This window comes from Rathayibacter sp. VKM Ac-2927 (assembly GCF_022815525.1).
In the GTDB taxonomy this organism is placed as follows: Bacteria; Actinomycetota; Actinomycetes; order Actinomycetales; family Microbacteriaceae; genus Rathayibacter; species Rathayibacter festucae.
In genome coordinates this window covers 332,818-348,225 of record NZ_JALGRT010000002.1, presented here as the reverse complement: position 1 = coordinate 348,225, position 15,408 = coordinate 332,818, and the positions used below count along the sequence as shown (strand labels likewise).

Genomic DNA, 15,408 nt, shown 5'->3' with positions numbered 1-15,408 from the left:
TCCTCCTCGCTGGGTACTGCCGCACGGCGCCTCAGGTCAGGTCAGAAATGGCGACAACTCTTCACTAAAGAGACACGAGCGTACCTCGCCAATAAATGGCGTGGAGATTTCTACTCTCGGGCCATGCCCGATTTGACTCCCGCAACCCTTTCCCTCGAGTTGGGCGTCTCGCAGAAGCGAATTCGCTCTGTCTTGCGCGAACAATTCGGCACTCTCGATCCGTCGACGACGCGCTGGAGTCTGAGCGAGGAGCAGGCCGACTTCGTTCGCACGCGCATTGCACGGCGTGGGGCGAATGGCACGAGATTCACTCTCGTTGAGGGCGACCAGGTCCTGAGGCGGGCCGTTCACAGAGCGTACGGTGGCCAGCAGCAGGGCGGGATTGCGACTCCGAAGTCCCTCGGCGAAATCTTCATCTTCACTGATCCGGCTAAGGGAGCTCGCTACGGGTACGACCGCTTCGAGGGCCTGCGCGAGGACGGCTCCTACTCCTACACCGGCGAGGGTCAGATCGGCGATCAGGTGTTTCTCCGCGGAAACCTCGCTCTCCGTGATGCGGCGGTGACCAACCGGGTGATTCGACTGTTCACGGTTCAGGGGACCAGCGTCACTTACATCGGAGCTTTCACCACGGGCGATCCGACCTACCGCTACGAGACGATTCCTGACACCGAGGGAACGCTGCGTCGAGGTATTATCTTCACTCTTGTTCCCATCAGCGCGGACGTCTCTACCCTGCCCGCTTACGGTGGTCACGAAGTTACAACCGCCGAACTCGCCGCGTGGTCGCCACCGGAGTACTCAGACGTTGTTATCGCCGGTGCTGATCTCAGCCCCATCGAGGAGCGGGTCGTGTCTCGAGTGGAATTTGAGCTTCAGGCTGCCTTCGGCGAGTGGCTGACGGAGAACGGCACGCCTCCCAGCCGGCTCCCCCTTCCGGTTGGCGCGACGCGAATCGAGCCGGACCTGTACGTCAAATCCAGTGGCTGGATCGTGGAGGCAAAAAAGTCCACTGCGCGCTCTTACGTACGCACGGCTATCGGGCAGGTGCTCGATTATGCACACGTCGCGAATCGGCTCGGCTGGGCGGCCGTACCGGTCATCCTCCTCCCTGGTCGTCCCGAAGCAGATCTCGTTGACCTCATCAGGAAGCTCGGGATCATCACCGCAATTCGCACCGATGACGGCTTCGTCCTCGTCGATCCCTAGGCGGTCAGGAGAGCGACCGCAGGTAAATCGGCGGGTGCCCACTCCAGTGGTGTGAGGTCAGCGCGCGTGACCCACAGCATCGAGTCGTGGTCGGTGCTAGACGTAGGACTCTCCGAGGAGAGCGTCGCCCAGAAGCACGAGAGCCGGATCACGCGCGTCGAGCCTGCGGTGTCGTCGACGGTCAAGAGTTCGCCCACCTCGATCTCGACGCCGAGCTCCTCGCTGATCTCTCGGGCGAGCGCCTGTTCGTGCGTTTCGCCGGCCTCGACCTTGCCGCCTGGAAACTCCCACTTGCCGCCGGCGTCCTTCTCGGGTCGGCGGCGGCAGGCCAGGATGCGGCCGTCGCTCTCGATGACAGCGGCAACAACCTCGAGGACATCCACGACTCCATCATGCGGCACCCTCACAACCAAGGCTGAGGGGCGCTAATCGCCGAAGTGTGTAGCTCTTCGGGTACTCAGACTCAGTTCCGAGGCCGAGCCGCCCGGCATGTTGCGCCTCCGCCCACACTTTGACGCCCCCGCCACCCCCGTGTTATGTTCGCTCTCGGACATGTGACTGGTCGTGCAGGCAGGATCCGACGAAACGCGTACGAAGCGTCGTCGGGTCCTTTTTTTGTGCCCGGACGCCTCCTGACGCGCCGATGACGGTGCGGGGACAGCGACGGAAGCAACAAGAACACGACGCAGCACAGCGCAGGGAAGCGCGCGTCCCCCACACACCCGAAGGAGTACCGATGAGTACCCAGGACAGCGCGAAGGCGATCCTCGAGCACGTCGGCGGTGCCGGCAACGTCTCGAAGCTGCAGCACTGCTCGACCCGCCTGCGCTTCGCGCTCGCGGACGACCAGAAGGCCGATGTCGACGCCCTCAAGGCGGTGCCCGGCGTGATCGGCGTCGTCATGGGGCCGCAGACGCAGGTCATCGTCGGCAACGGCGTCGCCGAGATGTACGCGGCGGTCGAGAAGCTGCGCGGCGGCACCGAGGCGACCGCCCCGAAGGCGAAGCAGCCGCGCTCGCTCAAGCGCCTCGGCGCGACGGTCATGGACTTCGTCGTCAGCGTCTTCACGCCGATCATCCCGGCCATCGCCGGAGCCGGCATCTTCAAGTCGTTCCTCGTCCTCGCCTCCGCGGTGGGCTGGCTCGACCCCGCGAGTGACAACTTCAAGCTGCTGTCCGCTATCCCGGACGCGGTGTTCGGCTTCCTGCCGCTCCTCGTCGCCTACACCAGCGCCAAGAAGCTCGACGTGAACCGACCGCTCGCCCTCGGACTCGTCGGGGTGCTCGTCTTCCCGGCCTTCACCACGCTGCTCAACCAGGAGGGCGGCGTCGCCCTCTTCGGCATCCCGGTCCCGGTGATCGCCTACAACGCGCAGGTGTTCCCGGCGATCCTCGCGGTCCTCCTCCTCTCGGTCGTCGAGCGCTTCTTCACGAAGCACTCCTGGGGACCGATCCGCACCTTCTACGTGCCGCTGATGTGCCTGGTCATCGTCGCTCCGGCCACGATCTTCCTGCTCGGCCCGCTCGGCTACTGGCTGGGCTCGATGCTCACCGGCGCCCTGATCGGCCTCTACGGCGCGCTCGGCTGGGTGGCCGTCGCGCTCCTCGCCGGCGTGCTGCCGCTGATCATCTCGGTCGGCATGCACAAGGCCTTCATCCCGCCGACCATCGCGACGATGGCCAGCGCGGGCAAGGACACCTTCTACCTCGCCTCCTCCCTCGCGCACAACGCGGCGGAAGCCGGCTCCAGCCTCGCGATCGCCCTGCGCACCAAGAGCGCGGCGCTGCGCGCGACCGCCTTCTCCGGCGGACTCTCCGCCCTCTTCGGCATCACCGAGCCCGCCCTCTACGGCGTCACCCTGCAGAACAAGCGCGCGCTGATCTCCGTCATCTCGGGCAGCGTCGTCGGCGGCGCCTACATCGGCGCCACCCAGGTCGCCGCATTCGCCTTGGTCAGCCCGGGCGTCGCGAGCATCTCGATGTTCATCGACGGGCTCAACCCCTGGAACCTGCTCAACGCGGTCATCGGCCTGCTCATCTCGGTCGCCGTCTCGTTCGTCGTCTCCTTCATCATCTGGCGCGACGACGCCTCCGCCAGCGTCCAGGCCCTCGGCGACGTGGTCGCGAAGGACGCCGACGATGTGACCGCCCTCACCGCCCCGCTCAGCGGCGACGTCATCCCGCTCAGCGAGGTGAACGACCCCGTCTTCTCCGCCGGTGTCCTCGGCGAGGGCATCGCCATCCGCCCGACCGACGGCGTCGTCCGCTCGCCGTTCGCCGGGACGGTCATCGCCGTCCTCAGCTCCAAGCACGCCATCGGCCTGCGGCGCGACGACGGGGTCGAGGCCCTCATCCACGTCGGACTCGACACCGTCCAGCTCGACGGCGCCCCCTTCGACGTGCACGTCGCCGTCGACGAGCGCGTCGAGGCCGGGCAGCTGCTGCTCACCGCCGACCTCGTGGCCATCACCGCCGCCGGCTACGACACCACCACCCCGGTGCTGATCACCAACTCGGCCGAGTACACCGTGCTCATCGAGGCCGCCGACCGAGTGTCGGCGGGGGATGCGATCATCACCGTCACCCAGAAAGAGAAGGAGCTCGCCGATGGCGCTGCCTGAGGGATTCCGTTGGGGCGGCGCACTCGCCGCCAACCAGGTCGAGGGCGCATGGCGCGAGGGCGGGCGCGGGCCGGCCGTCAGTGACGTCGCCTCCTACAAGCCGAAGGCCGACCCCAAGGAGTACGCGATCCACCATCAGAACACGGTGGCGAGCATCACCGCGGCGATGGCGGACGACGACACCGAGTACTACCCCAAGCGCCGCGGCATCGACTTCTACCACCGCTACCCCGGTGACCTGGCGCTCTTCGCGGAGATGGGCTTCACCACCCTCCGCGTCTCGATCGCCTGGACCCGGCTCTACCCGACGGGGGAGGAGGCGGAGCCGCTCGAGGAGGGCATCGCCTACTACCTCGCGCTCTTCACCGAGATGCGGCGCCTGGGCATCGAGCCGCTGGTCACCCTCTCGCACTACGACCCGCCGCTCGCCCTGGCGCTCAAGCACAACGCCTGGGTCGAGCGCCGGACGATCGAGCTGTTCGAGCGCTTCGCCCGCACCTGCTTCGAGCGCTTCGGCCACCTGGTCGACATGTGGCTGTCCTTCAACGAGATCGACGGGATCATCCGCCACCCGTTCACCTCGGGCGGCATCATCGAGGAGACCGTCGAGGGCAGCGTCGAGCAGGCCTGCTACACGGCGCTGCACCACCAGTTCGTGGCCTCGGCGTCGGTCACGAAGACACTGCACGAGCTCTGGCCCGAGGCGCGGATGGGCTGCATGCTCACCATGCTGACGACCTACCCGAACACCTGCCACCCCGACGACGTCGCGGCCACCCAGGCCAAGGAGCGGATGCTCTACCTCTGCACCGACGTCCAGGCCGGCGGCGCCTACCCGCGCCTCGCCCTGCGGGCGCTCGGGGCACGCGGGGTCGAGATCCCGTTCGCGGAGGGGGACGCCGAGCTGCTGCGCGAGCATCCCGTCGACTTCATCTCGTTCAGCTACTACATGTCGATGACGGAGTCGGTGCGCCCGGACGCCGAGCGCACCCCCGGCAACACGGTGCTCGGGGTGAAGAACCCGTTCCTCGAGTCGAGCGAGTGGGGCTGGCAGATCGACCCGGTCGGCCTGCGGATTTCGCTGATCGATCTCTACGACCGCTACGGCAAGCCGCTGTTCATCGTCGAGAACGGGCTCGGGATGCGGGACGAGCTCGTCGCATCGGACAATGAGGGGGAGGATCCCCGCATCCACGACCCCTACCGGATCGACTACTTCCGCGCGCACTTCGAGCAGATGATCCAGGCGGTGGACGAGGGTGTGGAGCTCCTCGGCTACGTGAGCTGGGCGCCGATCGACCTGATCAGCGCCTCCAGCTCGCAGATCTCGAAGCGCTACGGGTTCGTCTACGTCGACATGGACGACCTCGGCCACGGCAGCACGAACCGGTACCGGAAGGACTCCTTCTCCTGGTACCAGCGGGTCATCGCGTCCAACGGCTCCGACCTGGGATGACCCTCCTCGCTCCAGTTGCCCGCCGGGCCGCGCAGACGCCGTCGACGGAGACACGCATGCAGACCATCAAGAAGGTGCTCAACTCGAGCGTCGTGCTCGTCGTCGACGAGCGCGGCGCCGAGCGGGTGCTGCTCGGCAAGGGGATCGGCTTCGGCGCCAAGGCGGGCGAGGTGATCGAGGCGTCCGCGGTGGACCAGGTGTTCGTCGCGCTCGACGACGCCGACCAGCGCAACCTCGTCGAGCTGCTGGCGCAGATCCCGCCGGAGTTCGTCGAGCTGACCCGGGCGGTCGTCGCCGACGCGGAGGAGCAGGGGCTGAAGGTCGACCCGCACGTGTACCTCGCGCTCACCGACCACCTGCACTTCGCGGTCGAGCGGCAGCGGCGCGGGCTCGCGGTCGCGAACCGGCTCGCCTGGGAGATGCGCTCCGTCTATCCCGTGCAGTACGCGGTGGGGGAGCGGGCGGTCGCGGCGATGCGCGAGCGGCTCGGAGTGGACGTGCCGGACGACGAGGCGGCGAACGTGGCCTTCCACCTCGCCAATGCGGAGCTCGGCAAGGTCGGCATCGACTCGCTGCGGATCGTGCAGCTCATCCGCTCGGTGACCGCGATCATCCAGCACACGAGTGGAGCGGCGCTGGACCGCGAGGACCTGCGCTCGGCGCGCTTCGTGGCGCACCTGCAGTACTTCGCCGAGCGGTTCTTCTCGGGCGGGCTGCTGGTCAGCTCGGACGACTTCCTCTTCACCAGCCTGAGCGCGCGGTATCCGCGGGCCGTCGCGACGGCGGAGCGGGTCCGCGCGTTCGTGCGGGCGGAGTACGGTGCGGAGCTGCCGAACGAGGAGGTGGCGTTCCTGGCGCTGCACATCGCGCGGGCGGCGCCGGAGTAAGGCGCCCTTCAGTCCTGTCAGTCCTGTCAGTCACTACGGAGAGAGCACCATGACCCGCGGCACCGTCCACTTCGTCCGGCACGCCCAGACGCTCTTCAACGTCAACGGCCAGCTGCAGGGCTGGTGCGACTCGCCGCTGACCGCGCGGGGCGAGCGGCAGATCGCGGTCCTCGGCGAGCGGATGCGCGGGGTGCCGCTGGTCGCGGCGTTCCTGAGCGACCTGACGCGCACGCGGACCACGGCCGCGGCGGCGCTCGTGGGGCATCCGTCGATCGAGCCGGTGCCGACGTCGACGCTGCGGGAGTGGCACTTCGGCGGCTTCGAGGGGCAGCCGAACGCGTCGCTCTGGGAGCCGGTCTTCGCCGACCACGGCTACTCGTACGTGCCGGCCTCGGCGGACTGGCCGCGGATGACCGACGCGGGCCTGGACAGCGTCATCGACGCGATCCACCGGCACGACCCGTCCGGCCGCGCGGACACCGCCGCCTCGGTGCGGGAGCGGGTGGAGGCGGCGCTCGCGCTGATCCTGCCGGCGGCCGAGCACGGCGACGTGCTGGTCGTCACCCACGGCACGGTGCTCGGCAGCCTCCTGCGCGCCATCGACCCCGCGCACCGGCCGCGCGCGGGCTTCCCGAACTGCGGCATCGTCCCGGTGACCGACGGCGTGATCGGCCCGATCGACGCGAGCTGCGCGGTCGACTGACGGCGGGGCCGCCGGGCGGACGCCTGCGGCGGGGGTGCTGAGGGGGCGGGTCTCGATACGCCGCCTCCGGCGGCTACTCGACCAGCATGGTGTCGCCTGCGGCGGCTGCTCGACCAGCATGCTCGGCGGGCGCCCCCATCTTGCTGATCGAGTAGCGCGCGCAGCGCGCGTATCGAGATCCCCCACCGCAGGCACGTCGGCCGCCGAGGCGTCCCGCTCCCGTCGTGGCGTCCCGCTGTACAGGGACGTCTCGACGGTTCGGGGACGCCTCGGCAGCGAGGGTCGCGGTCACCCCTTCAGCGGGTCGTTGCCCCAGTTCATCAGCGAGTAGCGCCACTTCGTCTCGGTGACGTCGCCGGAGGGCCGCTGCTTCGAGTGCCGGGCGACGTAGCCGGTGACCTTCTTCATGTGCGCGTAATCGTCCTCGCTCAGGTCGGCCTGCTTGGTGCCGAGGATGTCGATGATCCGGCGCCCGCTGTGGTGGCCGACGGACTCGCCGCCGCTCGCCGGCTTCTGGCCGACCTCCTTCGACTCGTCCTTCTCGAGCCACCCCTCGATCTCCTTCGCCGTCATGTTCACGGCGTCGTGGAAGTCGTCGCGGATCCCGCGCTTCTCGTCGTCGGTCGTGTCGTCGCTCATCGTGCTCGCTCCTCGGGTCGGTACCGCTCCACTCGAGCGCGCCGCGGGCGAGAGGTCAAGCCCCGTTCGTTTCGCGGGCACGCGCGTACCGTCAGGAGCCAGCCACCCTCAGACGACCCGCACAGGAAGAGGCCTCCATGCCCTCACGCAACACGCTCGTCCGCAGCCTCCACGACCTCGGCGCCGCCGCCTGGTTCGGCGGTTCCCTGATGGGCGCCGTCGGCCTGAACGGCGCTGCGTCCACCTCCTCCGACCCGTCCGAGCGCCTGCGCCTCGCCGCGAACGGCTGGGCCCGCTGGACCCCCGTGCAGCTCGCGGCGATCGCCGCCCACGGCGTCGGCGGCATCGGCCTGATCCTCGCCAACAAGACCCGCCTGGCGAACCAGCAGGAGAGCCGCACCAACACGGTCGTGAAGACGATCGTCACCGGTCTCGCGGGCGCCGCCTCCGTCACCGCCGCGATCGCCGGCGCGACCCAGGCCAAGCACGCCGACGAGGGCGCGAAGGGCGTCACCGAGGCGTCCTCGAGCAACTCCGACGAGCTGACCACCGCGCTCCGCGTCCAGAAGGTCACCCAGTGGGCGATCCCGGTGCTGACCGCCGTCATCATCATCCTCGGCGCCCAGCAGGGCGAGCAGCAGCGCCCGGTCGCCGGCCTCTTCGAGACGACCGCCCGGATGTTCCGCAAGTAGCACTCCGCGTCGGCGCGGGGTCAGTCCAGGCGGCTCGCCTCCGCGCCGACGTGCCAGCCCTCGTCCTTCACCCAGCTGAACCCGAGCGCGCACTGGTGCGGGACGACTCCCGGCTCCGGCACCGTGTGCAGGGAGACGCTGAACGGCGTCGGCACGATCGCGTCGTAGATCGTCACGACCGGATCGGTCCCGACCAGGTCTGAGCAGAACCGCGTGATCGTCGCCCGCTGCTCCGCGGTGTCGGCGGGGACGAGTTCGGCGATGGCCGCGTCGTCGTCGAGCACGGGCAGCAGCCGGGCGACCAGCACCCGGCCGTCGCCCTCCGGCGGCACCGTGCCGGCCGTCGGGTCGCCCCAGTCGCTGAGCGCGAGCGCCACGAGCCCGGCCGGGATCGCGATCAGCACCGCGAGGACGCCGCCGATCACGAGGGCACGGCGCCGGGGGTGTCTCGATGTCCCGGTCCTGGTCGCCGCTTCGGGTCGTTCGCTCACGCTCGGAGGCTAGGCCCCCGCCGGCCTGCGAGCGTGCAGCTCACCGGGTCACACGGCGAAACACCCCGTCATCGGGGGTAGTGGACTTCGCTCGCGAGCGTCCGGGCAGCACCCTGGATGGACGCGGGATCCGGTGCGTGAACACCGGCTCCCGCCGCCATCGCGGCGTGCCCGAGAGGCCAGGGAGCGGTCTGCAACACCGCTGACGCGGGTTCGAATCCCGCCGTCGCGTCGCTGCGGTCGCCGTCGTCCTCGAAAGTGTCGAGGCAGCCGCCGCCTTGATGACCGACGACGAATGCGCAGCGGGCCCCTACTGCGGGGTCGCGATGCAGACGGCCGAGCCGAAGGCGCCGGTGCCGGTCTCCTCGGCGAGGACCTCGCCGTCGAGGGTGATCCGGCAGGTGATGTCGCCCTCGTCGTCGGCGCCGTTCGTCGCGGTGACGGAGAACGCCTGGAAGGCGGTGCTGTCGACCTGCAGCTCCTTGGTGAAGGGGAGGGGCTGGGCGGCGGCCTGCTCGACGCCGGAGTTCGCGCCGTCGAGGGTGGAGTAGACGATCGACGTGCTCGTGCCCGCTCCGGTGACCTCGTAGACGAGGGTCTGGGGAGTCCCGGACGTCGCCGAGGCCTGCGCGGTCGCGATCGCGTTCGAGATGCCGCTCGCGAATCCGGCGGTGTAGACGATCGCCAGGATGATCGCGAGCACGATCGCCAGGGCGTTGAGGATCACGCCGGCGATGGCCGTCCCCTTCTTCCTGCCCTTGAGGAACAGCGCGATCACGCCGAGCACCAGGCCGACGAAGGCGACGAAGCCGGAGACGTAGTTGACGATCGGGATGACGGCGCCGACGAGCGCGACGATGCCGATGATCAGCGAGGCGAGTCCGAGGCCGTTCCCGGTCTTCGGGGGCTGCGGGCCGGTGCCGGGAGTGGGCTCGGGATACACGGCGGGGTTGTAGGCGGTCATGCCGCGAGTATCGCAGCAGCGCGGTTGACCGTCCTATCTCTATATAGGTAGCCTCGGCGCATGACTCCGCTCAGCCGCATGACCGCCGCGACCGCGGACGTGCTCCGCGCGCTCCTCGACGCCTCCGGGCCGACCTGGGGGATGCTCGTCATCAAGGGCACCGGGCGACCGGCGGGCAGTGTGTACCCGATCCTGGAGCGGCTCGAGGGGGCCGGCTGGGTGTCGTCGGCGTGGGAGGCGGACACGGAGCGCAGCGGTCCGCGGCGCCGGCTGTACGAGCTGACGAGCGAGGGGGCGCAGGCGGCGGCGACCGCCGTGGTGCGGTTCGAGGCGGTCGCGGCCCGGCCGGTCCGGCTCTCCGGAGCGGAGGCCCGCGCGTGATCGACCTGCTGCTGCGACTCCTGGCCCTTCTGCTCCCGCCGCTCGCCCGCGAGCGCTACCTCGAGGAGTGGCGGGCCGACGTCGCCGGTGCTGGCGAGGCGGGGCTGCGGCGCCGCGACGTGGTGCTCGGCGCGCTCGTGCTCAGCGCGACGCTCGACCGCGGGCTGCCGGTGCACTCCGGGGAGCCGCGGTTCCTCCGGCCGCGACGGCTGGCGCGGCGCGGGCTCGGGCTGCTGACGGCTGCCGCGGTGATCTTGATCGGCGGGTACCTGACCGGCGGAGGAGTCGTGCCGGAGGGGGTCTCCGCGGGGGTGCTCACGGTGATGCAGGCGACGGGCCGGGTGCTGATCGGGCTGGCGCTCGTCGTCGGGCTGGTCGGCGCCGCGCACATGGCGGGGGCTGCGCGGGCCGCCGAGACCCGGACGGCGCGGGTGTCGCTGCTCGCGGCGATCGCGGGGCCGGCGATGGTGGCGGGCGGCGTGCTGGTGCCGGGGGCGCCGTGGTGGCTGCCGCTCCTGGGCTTCCTGGTGTCGAGCGCGGGGCTGGCGACGGGTGTCGCGGTGATCGGCGGGACGCGGCCGATCGCGTGGGAGCACCGGACCGCGTCGCGGGCGCGGCGGGCGCCGATCGCGCTGGGCGGGGCGGCGCTGGTCGTCGCCGTGGTCGTGGTCGGCGGGATCGACCTGCTGGTCTGGAATCCGCTCACCAAGGTGCCGGGCACCGATCTCGCCACGATCTACCGGCTGCTGGCCGAGCGCGACGGCTTCTCGATCACGGGCACGCTCGTCGCGACCGCGATCTGGGCGGCCTTCTGGACGGTGCCCGCGCTGTTCGTGGCGGCGCTCGCCGTGCACCGCGCGGGCGACGCCCTCACGCCGCGGCGGCTCGTGATCGTGATGCTGTCGCTGGTCGGCGCGGCGATCTTCTTCCGCTTCTTCACGGGCTTCGGCATCGGGATGTCCATCGCCGACTCGTTCGCGACCAGCGGTGGCGATGCGTCGGTCGTCTCGGCGGTGCTGCCGTGGGTGGGGCAGCTCTCGCTCGCCGTCGCGGCGATCGCCGTCGGCTGGGCGCCGCGGGCGCGGATCCAGCCGGTCGCGGTGGCCGCCTGAGCGTGCGGGGTCTGCTGACTCGACGTCCGGCGGTGGTGGATCTCGATACGCCCGCTAGGCGGGCTACTCGATCAGCATGGAGCGCCGCCCGAGCCGCGGAAGCTCTCCGCAACATCAGCTGAGAGTGGGCCTCGTCGCTCATCGGCGATGAGACGCGCTCTCAGCTGATGTTGCGCGGCCGAGACGCGGAAGCGGGGCCGGCGGAACCCGCCGACCCCGCCTGCCGTGCGGTGGTTACTTCTGGGCGGTGCGCCTGCGCGTCGCGGTCAGCGCGAGTGCTCCCGCGCCGCCGGCGATCAGGGCGAAGGCCAGCGCGGCCAGGCCGGTCGTGCCCTCGGCGCCGGTGTGCGCGAGCGCGGCACCGGGCTTCGCCGTGGGCTTCGGCGTCGCGGTCGGCGCCGGAGCGACGGGACCGGCGGTCGCGGTCGGCTCAGCGGTCGGCGCGACGGTGGGCGCCACGGTCGGCGCCACGGTCGGCTCGGCCGTCGGCGCCACGGTGGGCTCCGCCGTCGGCTCGACCGGCGGCGCGGTCGGTGTGGCCGTCGGCTCCGGGGTCGGTGCGGCGGCCAGCTCCGGGGTCGACGCCGGGGCGACGCGGTTCAGCGTGGCCTGCTCGTAGTCGTACGACATCGCGAGCAGTGCCGCGTCCTGGCTGCGCGGGGCGGCCAGCTCGAGGCCGGCGGCGGTTCCGGTCGAAGTGAAGCCGGCCGGCAGCGAGACCGTCGGGACGCCGGTGTTCGCGCCGACGTCGCAGAACGTCGTGCCCGCCCAGTCGGGGGTCGCCGCCGTCGCGCTGGTCGGCATCGCCAGAGCGTCGAGGTCGTTGTCGATGAAGAACTGGTCCATCGCCAGCTTGCCCGCGTCCTGAGCCGCGATCGCCGCGTCGTACGCGGGGTTCGGGATGTCCGCGTTGCTGTTGAAGAACGCGACGTCGTCGGGCAGCAGCGAGGTCTTCCCGTCCGCCATGACGTCCGAGAAGGTCAGCGCGTCGGCCGGCTCCGTGAGACCCGCGAGGCCCTCGGGCCAGGTCGCCTCGGTGTCCGCGAAGAACGCGTCGATGCCGGGGCGCAGGTCGAGGTAGCCGCCGCTGACGAGCGTGTTCGCCACGAACTCGCGGGTGAAGGTCGGCACCGGCACGATCTCGGCGCCCTGCGCGGCGAGGTCGAGGACCGCCTGATCGACGAGCCCGGTGGTCTCGGCGAGGCCCGGACGGGCCGGGTCCTCCTCGTAGTCCCAGCGCACGTAGCCGATGCGCTTGCCCTCGAGCGCGGTGTCGCTGAGCCCCTCGACGTAGGTGGAGCTGTCCTGCTGGTCCGCGATGACGGTCAGCGGGTCGGTCGGGTCGTAGCCCGCGAGCACCTCCATCAGGAGGGCCGCGTCGGTGACGGTCGTCGTCATCGGGCCCGAGACGTCCTGGCGCGGCGACAGCGGGACGATGCCCGTGACGCTGGTCAGGCCCATGGTCGGCCGGTAGCCGACGAGGCTCTGGTGCGCGCTCGGTCCGACGATCGAGCCGCAGGTGTCGGTGCCGAGGCCCGCGGGGGCGTAGCCGGCGGCGACGGCCGCGCCGGTGCCTCCGCTCGAACCGCTGGCGCTGTTCGCCTGGTTGTAGGGATTGTTGGTCCGGCCGCGCTCGGAGCTGAGTGTGTAGGTTCCGTGCCAGGCGAACTCCGCCATGTTGGTCTTCGCGAGGATGATCGCGCCGGCGTCGCGCAGGCGCTGCACGGCCGTCGAGTCGAGCTTCGTCTGGTACGTGTGCAGCGAGGCGCTGCCCGCGGTGGTGGGCATGTCGAACGTGGCGTAGTTGTCCTTCACCAGGATCGGGATGCCGTGCAGCGGTCCGCGGATCGTGCCGGCCGCGCGCTCGGCGTCGAGCTCGGCCGCGGTGGCGAGCGCGTCCGGGTTGGCCAGGATGACCGCGGCGAGTCCGGGCTGGTCGCCGTAGGGGTCGTCGTAGGCCGCGATGCGGTCGAGGTAGCGCTGGGTCAGGGCGACGGACGTCGTCGCGCCGGACTGCAGGAGTGCCAGGGCGTCGGTGATGCTGAGGTCGACGACCGCGGGGGCGGCCGCGTCGACGGGGGGAGTGGTCGCGCCGAGCGCCGCGGGGGCGGCGAGAGCGGTGCCGAGTGCGAGTCCGGTGCACAGGGCGGTGGCGGCGGAGAGTCGGACGACCCTCCGGAACGAGGGGGTGGTGGACAAGCGACAACCTTCGGATCGAGTGGGAGGGGGCTTGGAGCCTCCCCAGTCTCGGAGCCGGATGTTGCACGCCTGTTTCGGCGCGGAGACGATCGAGCGCGCGCCGTGTCCCCCTTCGCGGGGTGCCGAGGGAGCGCTCTCAGCGGGAGGCGTCACCGACGAGCGCTGTGCTGCTCCCCTCCTCATCCGGGACGCGACTCAGGATGTCGCCGGGCTGGCAGTCGAGGACCGCGCAGATCGCGTCGAGGGTGGAGAAGCGGACGGCCTTGGCGCGGCCGTTCTTGAGGATCGAGATGTTCGCGGTGGTGATGCCGACCGCGGCGGCCAGATCGGTGACCGACATCTTGCGCTTGGCGAGCTCGACGTCGAGGTGCAGGACGATCGCCATCAGACGACCTCGGCGAGCTCGCTGCGCTGCGCCACCGCGAGGTGCAGGAGGCGCCGCATCACCACGACGATCAGCGCGGTGGTCGCGCTCGCCACGGCGACGAGTCCGAAGGCGAGGGCGGGCAGGGGCGCGGGCACCGCGGTGAGCGAGGCGACGGCGCCGACGACGGCCAGCACCGCGCCGGCGATGAAGGCGCCGATCGCGAGGTCGACCCAGAGGTCGGAGCGGTGGTCGCCCGCGAAGAGCGTGTCGTCGCGGACCAGGCTGAGCAGCCGCCAGACCGCGATCAGCACGGCCTCGACGCAGAGCAGCCCGGCGACCACGACCGCGACGAGCACCGCGTCGACCGGCCCGCCGTCGAGCGCCTCCCGGGCGACCGGGCCGACGGCGAGCTGCACGAGCACGCAGCCGAGCAGCAGCACCAGCAGGAGGGTGCGGAGCGCGAGGAGGACGGGTCGGGGCATGCGGGGCTCCTGGGTCGTGAGGGGTGCGTGTCGAGAGGCGAGCATATCGAATAACGTGCGTTTCCTATCGAAAGTCGATACTGTCACCGTCATCACAGAGCAGCAAGCGAAGGCGGGGGAACGGCGTGGGACGACGGGGACGAGCGCTCACGGGCGCGGCGGTACTTCTGACGATCGCGGTCGTCGCGACGGGCACGGGGCCGGCGGAGGGACTCGAGCTGGCGCTGTCGGCCGACGACTGCGTCGAGAGCGCGAGGGCGGACTGGCGGCCGGCGCCGCTCCTCGTGCGCGGTGAGCAGGCGGTCTTCGACGTCGAGGTCACCGCCCGGGAGGACTGCCCGGCGGAGCGCCTCGTCGCCGTCGCCGCCACGGCATCCGAGGCGATCGACGCGGCGTTCGGCGCGGCTCCGGCGGGGCGGCGCTCGAGCGAGCTGGTGCTGCGGGTCGGCGACGACGTCCTGTCGATCGCGGATCCGCGGGAGCGCACAGCACCGGTCGAGGCCTGGGACGCCCTGCGCCGCGGCATCGACGGGAGCCTCTCGGTGCGGACGGTCGAGAGCTACCCCGTCCTCGCGATCGTCCTCGCCCCGACCAGTGCGGCGACCGCACTCGACGCGCTCGATCTCCTCCTCGAGCAGCGCTCCGCCCTCACGGAGGGCGACCTCGACTGGACGATCGAGCAGCCCGCGACCGACTCGCGCGGCGGCGCCGTGATCCGCGTGCAAGAGGAGCGCCCGGCCCAGGAGATCGTCCGCCTCGCCCACGAGATCGACGGCGCCTTCTCGGGGGTCCGGGAGTCGACGGTGCACCTGAACGGTGCGGTGCTCAACGTCGAGCTGACGGGGTCGCCGGGGGCGTCCGCCCCGCGCTCGCTCCGCGACTCCGTCGTCTGGCCGCGCGTGCTCGGCACGATGACGGCGCTGACCGGCCGGGGGAGCGGCTACGCGATCGGCGCCGAGATCGCTGCCGAGGCGGCCGACGGCTCCGGGCCGGTCGTCGACTCCTTCGCCTCGTCGTCGCTGCAGTGCGCGGCGACGCCCGGAGCGGGCGCGACGACGCAGGCCGCCTTCGAGCACCTGCGCACGTCGATCCGCCCCGCCCATCCCGGCGAGAGCTTCGCCTTCAACGGCCTGACCGCGCCGGCCTGCCGGTGAGCCGCGCACGACATCAGCTGAGAAGGGGGTCCCTCCCCCCACAGAGGAGGCC

At 71.0% G+C, this 15,408-nt stretch carries 16 protein-coding genes and 1 tRNA gene; 10 read left to right on the top strand and 7 right to left on the bottom strand.

Annotated elements, in window-relative coordinates:
• The first annotated feature begins 123 nt into the window (after positions 1–123).
• Positions 124–1,209: a YDG/SRA domain-containing protein gene (locus tag MT353_RS06860; protein WP_243623932.1), complete on the top strand. Its 1,086-nt coding sequence runs from the start codon at positions 124–126 to the stop codon at positions 1,207–1,209.
• Here the strand turns inward: MT353_RS06860 and MT353_RS06855 are convergent.
• Complete coding sequence (locus MT353_RS06855; protein WP_243623931.1) at positions 1,206–1,592, bottom strand: (deoxy)nucleoside triphosphate pyrophosphohydrolase; 387 nt, start codon at positions 1,590–1,592, stop codon at positions 1,206–1,208. The two genes, MT353_RS06860 and MT353_RS06855, sit on opposite strands and share 4 nt — an antisense overlap.
• 353 nt (positions 1,593–1,945) lie before the next feature.
• Here MT353_RS06855 and MT353_RS06850 point away from each other — a divergent pair, with 353 nt between their 5' ends.
• The 4 genes from MT353_RS06850 to MT353_RS06835 are packed head-to-tail and all read left to right on the top strand — an operon-like array spanning position 1,946 to position 6,875.
• Positions 1,946–3,829: a beta-glucoside-specific PTS transporter subunit IIABC gene (locus MT353_RS06850; protein ID WP_243623930.1), complete on the top strand. Its 1,884-nt coding sequence runs from the start codon at positions 1,946–1,948 to the stop codon at positions 3,827–3,829.
• Positions 3,816–5,285, top strand: coding sequence for a glycoside hydrolase family 1 protein (locus MT353_RS06845; protein WP_243623929.1), 1,470 nt, complete (start codon positions 3,816–3,818; stop codon positions 5,283–5,285). Before MT353_RS06850 ends, MT353_RS06845 begins: the two co-directional genes overlap by 14 nt.
• A 56-nt stretch (positions 5,286–5,341) precedes the next feature.
• Entirely contained in the window at positions 5,342–6,172 is an 831-nt protein-coding gene (locus tag MT353_RS06840; RefSeq protein WP_243623928.1) for a PRD domain-containing protein, read from the top strand.
• A 49-nt stretch (positions 6,173–6,221) separates the two neighbouring features.
• Positions 6,222–6,875, top strand: a complete 654-nt coding sequence (locus MT353_RS06835; protein ID WP_243623927.1) for a histidine phosphatase family protein — start codon at positions 6,222–6,224, stop codon at positions 6,873–6,875.
• 288 nt (positions 6,876–7,163) lie between these two features.
• Here MT353_RS06835 and MT353_RS06830 read toward each other — a convergent pair whose 3' ends face one another.
• On the bottom strand, positions 7,164–7,514 hold the full coding sequence (locus MT353_RS06830) for a DUF3140 domain-containing protein (protein WP_123736695.1): 351 nt from the start codon (positions 7,512–7,514) through the stop codon (positions 7,164–7,166).
• A gap of 137 nt (positions 7,515–7,651) precedes the next feature.
• On the opposite strand from MT353_RS06830, the gene MT353_RS06825 reads away from it, so the two are divergent.
• On the top strand, positions 7,652–8,206 hold the full coding sequence (locus MT353_RS06825; RefSeq protein WP_123446696.1) for a hypothetical protein: 555 nt from the start codon (positions 7,652–7,654) through the stop codon (positions 8,204–8,206).
• 20 nt (positions 8,207–8,226) lie between these two features.
• On the opposite strand, the gene MT353_RS06820 is transcribed toward MT353_RS06825, so the two are convergent.
• Entirely contained in the window at positions 8,227–8,697 is a 471-nt protein-coding gene (locus MT353_RS06820; RefSeq protein WP_243623926.1) for a hypothetical protein, read from the bottom strand.
• 161 nt (positions 8,698–8,858) lie between these two features.
• Here MT353_RS06820 and MT353_RS06815 point away from each other — a divergent pair.
• Positions 8,859–8,929, top strand: a tRNA-Cys gene (locus tag MT353_RS06815).
• Between the two features lie 78 nt (positions 8,930–9,007).
• On the opposite strand, the gene MT353_RS06810 is transcribed toward MT353_RS06815, so the two are convergent.
• A complete protein-coding gene (locus MT353_RS06810; protein ID WP_243623925.1) occupies positions 9,008–9,661 on the bottom strand; it encodes an MmpS family transport accessory protein in 654 nt (217 codons plus the stop codon).
• Between the two features lie 60 nt (positions 9,662–9,721).
• On the opposite strand from MT353_RS06810, the gene MT353_RS06805 reads away from it, so the two are divergent.
• Both MT353_RS06805 and MT353_RS06800 read left to right on the top strand, forming a co-directional pair.
• Complete coding sequence (locus MT353_RS06805; RefSeq protein ID WP_243623924.1) at positions 9,722–10,042, top strand: PadR family transcriptional regulator; 321 nt, start codon at positions 9,722–9,724, stop codon at positions 10,040–10,042.
• Positions 10,039–11,154, top strand: coding sequence for a hypothetical protein (locus MT353_RS06800; protein ID WP_243623923.1), 1,116 nt, complete (start codon positions 10,039–10,041; stop codon positions 11,152–11,154). The genes MT353_RS06805 and MT353_RS06800 overlap by 4 nt, the downstream gene beginning before the upstream one ends.
• A gap of 234 nt (positions 11,155–11,388) precedes the next feature.
• Here MT353_RS06800 and MT353_RS06795 read toward each other — a convergent pair whose 3' ends face one another.
• From MT353_RS06795 to MT353_RS06785, 3 genes are all read right to left on the bottom strand, one after another.
• A complete protein-coding gene (locus tag MT353_RS06795) occupies positions 11,389–13,353 on the bottom strand; it encodes an amidase family protein (RefSeq protein WP_243623922.1) in 1,965 nt (654 codons plus the stop codon).
• A gap of 136 nt (positions 13,354–13,489) precedes the next feature.
• On the bottom strand, positions 13,490–13,738 hold the full coding sequence (locus MT353_RS06790) for a helix-turn-helix transcriptional regulator (RefSeq protein ID WP_173251434.1): 249 nt from the start codon (positions 13,736–13,738) through the stop codon (positions 13,490–13,492).
• A complete protein-coding gene (locus MT353_RS06785; protein WP_243623921.1) occupies positions 13,738–14,202 on the bottom strand; it encodes a DUF2975 domain-containing protein in 465 nt (154 codons plus the stop codon). The genes MT353_RS06790 and MT353_RS06785 overlap by 1 nt, the downstream gene beginning before the upstream one ends.
• A 125-nt stretch (positions 14,203–14,327) precedes the next feature.
• On the opposite strand from MT353_RS06785, the gene MT353_RS06780 reads away from it, so the two are divergent.
• Positions 14,328–15,356 (top strand): hypothetical protein, encoded by a 1,029-nt coding sequence (locus MT353_RS06780; protein WP_243623920.1) that lies wholly within the window; start codon positions 14,328–14,330, stop codon positions 15,354–15,356.
• Positions 15,357–15,408 lie beyond the last annotated feature (52 nt).

Bases quoted from the DNA above. Each gene is read 5' to 3' on its own strand.
- MT353_RS06860 (WP_243623932.1), top strand. From the start codon at position 124: ATGCCCGATTTGACTCCCGCAACCCTTTCCCTCGAGTTGGGCGTCTCG.
- MT353_RS06850 (WP_243623930.1), top strand. From the start codon at position 1,946: ATGAGTACCCAGGACAGCGCGAAGGCGATCCTCGAGCACGTCGGCGGT.
- MT353_RS06845 (WP_243623929.1), top strand. From the start codon at position 3,816: ATGGCGCTGCCTGAGGGATTCCGTTGGGGCGGCGCACTCGCCGCCAAC.
- MT353_RS06840 (WP_243623928.1), top strand. From the start codon at position 5,342: ATGCAGACCATCAAGAAGGTGCTCAACTCGAGCGTCGTGCTCGTCGTC.
- MT353_RS06835 (WP_243623927.1), top strand. From the start codon at position 6,222: ATGACCCGCGGCACCGTCCACTTCGTCCGGCACGCCCAGACGCTCTTC.
- MT353_RS06830 (WP_123736695.1), bottom strand. From the start codon at position 7,514: ATGAGCGACGACACGACCGACGACGAGAAGCGCGGGATCCGCGACGAC.
- MT353_RS06825 (WP_123446696.1), top strand. From the start codon at position 7,652: ATGCCCTCACGCAACACGCTCGTCCGCAGCCTCCACGACCTCGGCGCC.
- MT353_RS06810 (WP_243623925.1), bottom strand. From the start codon at position 9,661: ATGACCGCCTACAACCCCGCCGTGTATCCCGAGCCCACTCCCGGCACC.
- MT353_RS06805 (WP_243623924.1), top strand. From the start codon at position 9,722: ATGACTCCGCTCAGCCGCATGACCGCCGCGACCGCGGACGTGCTCCGC.
- MT353_RS06790 (WP_173251434.1), bottom strand. From the start codon at position 13,738: ATGGCGATCGTCCTGCACCTCGACGTCGAGCTCGCCAAGCGCAAGATG.
- MT353_RS06785 (WP_243623921.1), bottom strand. From the start codon at position 14,202: ATGCCCCGACCCGTCCTCCTCGCGCTCCGCACCCTCCTGCTGGTGCTG.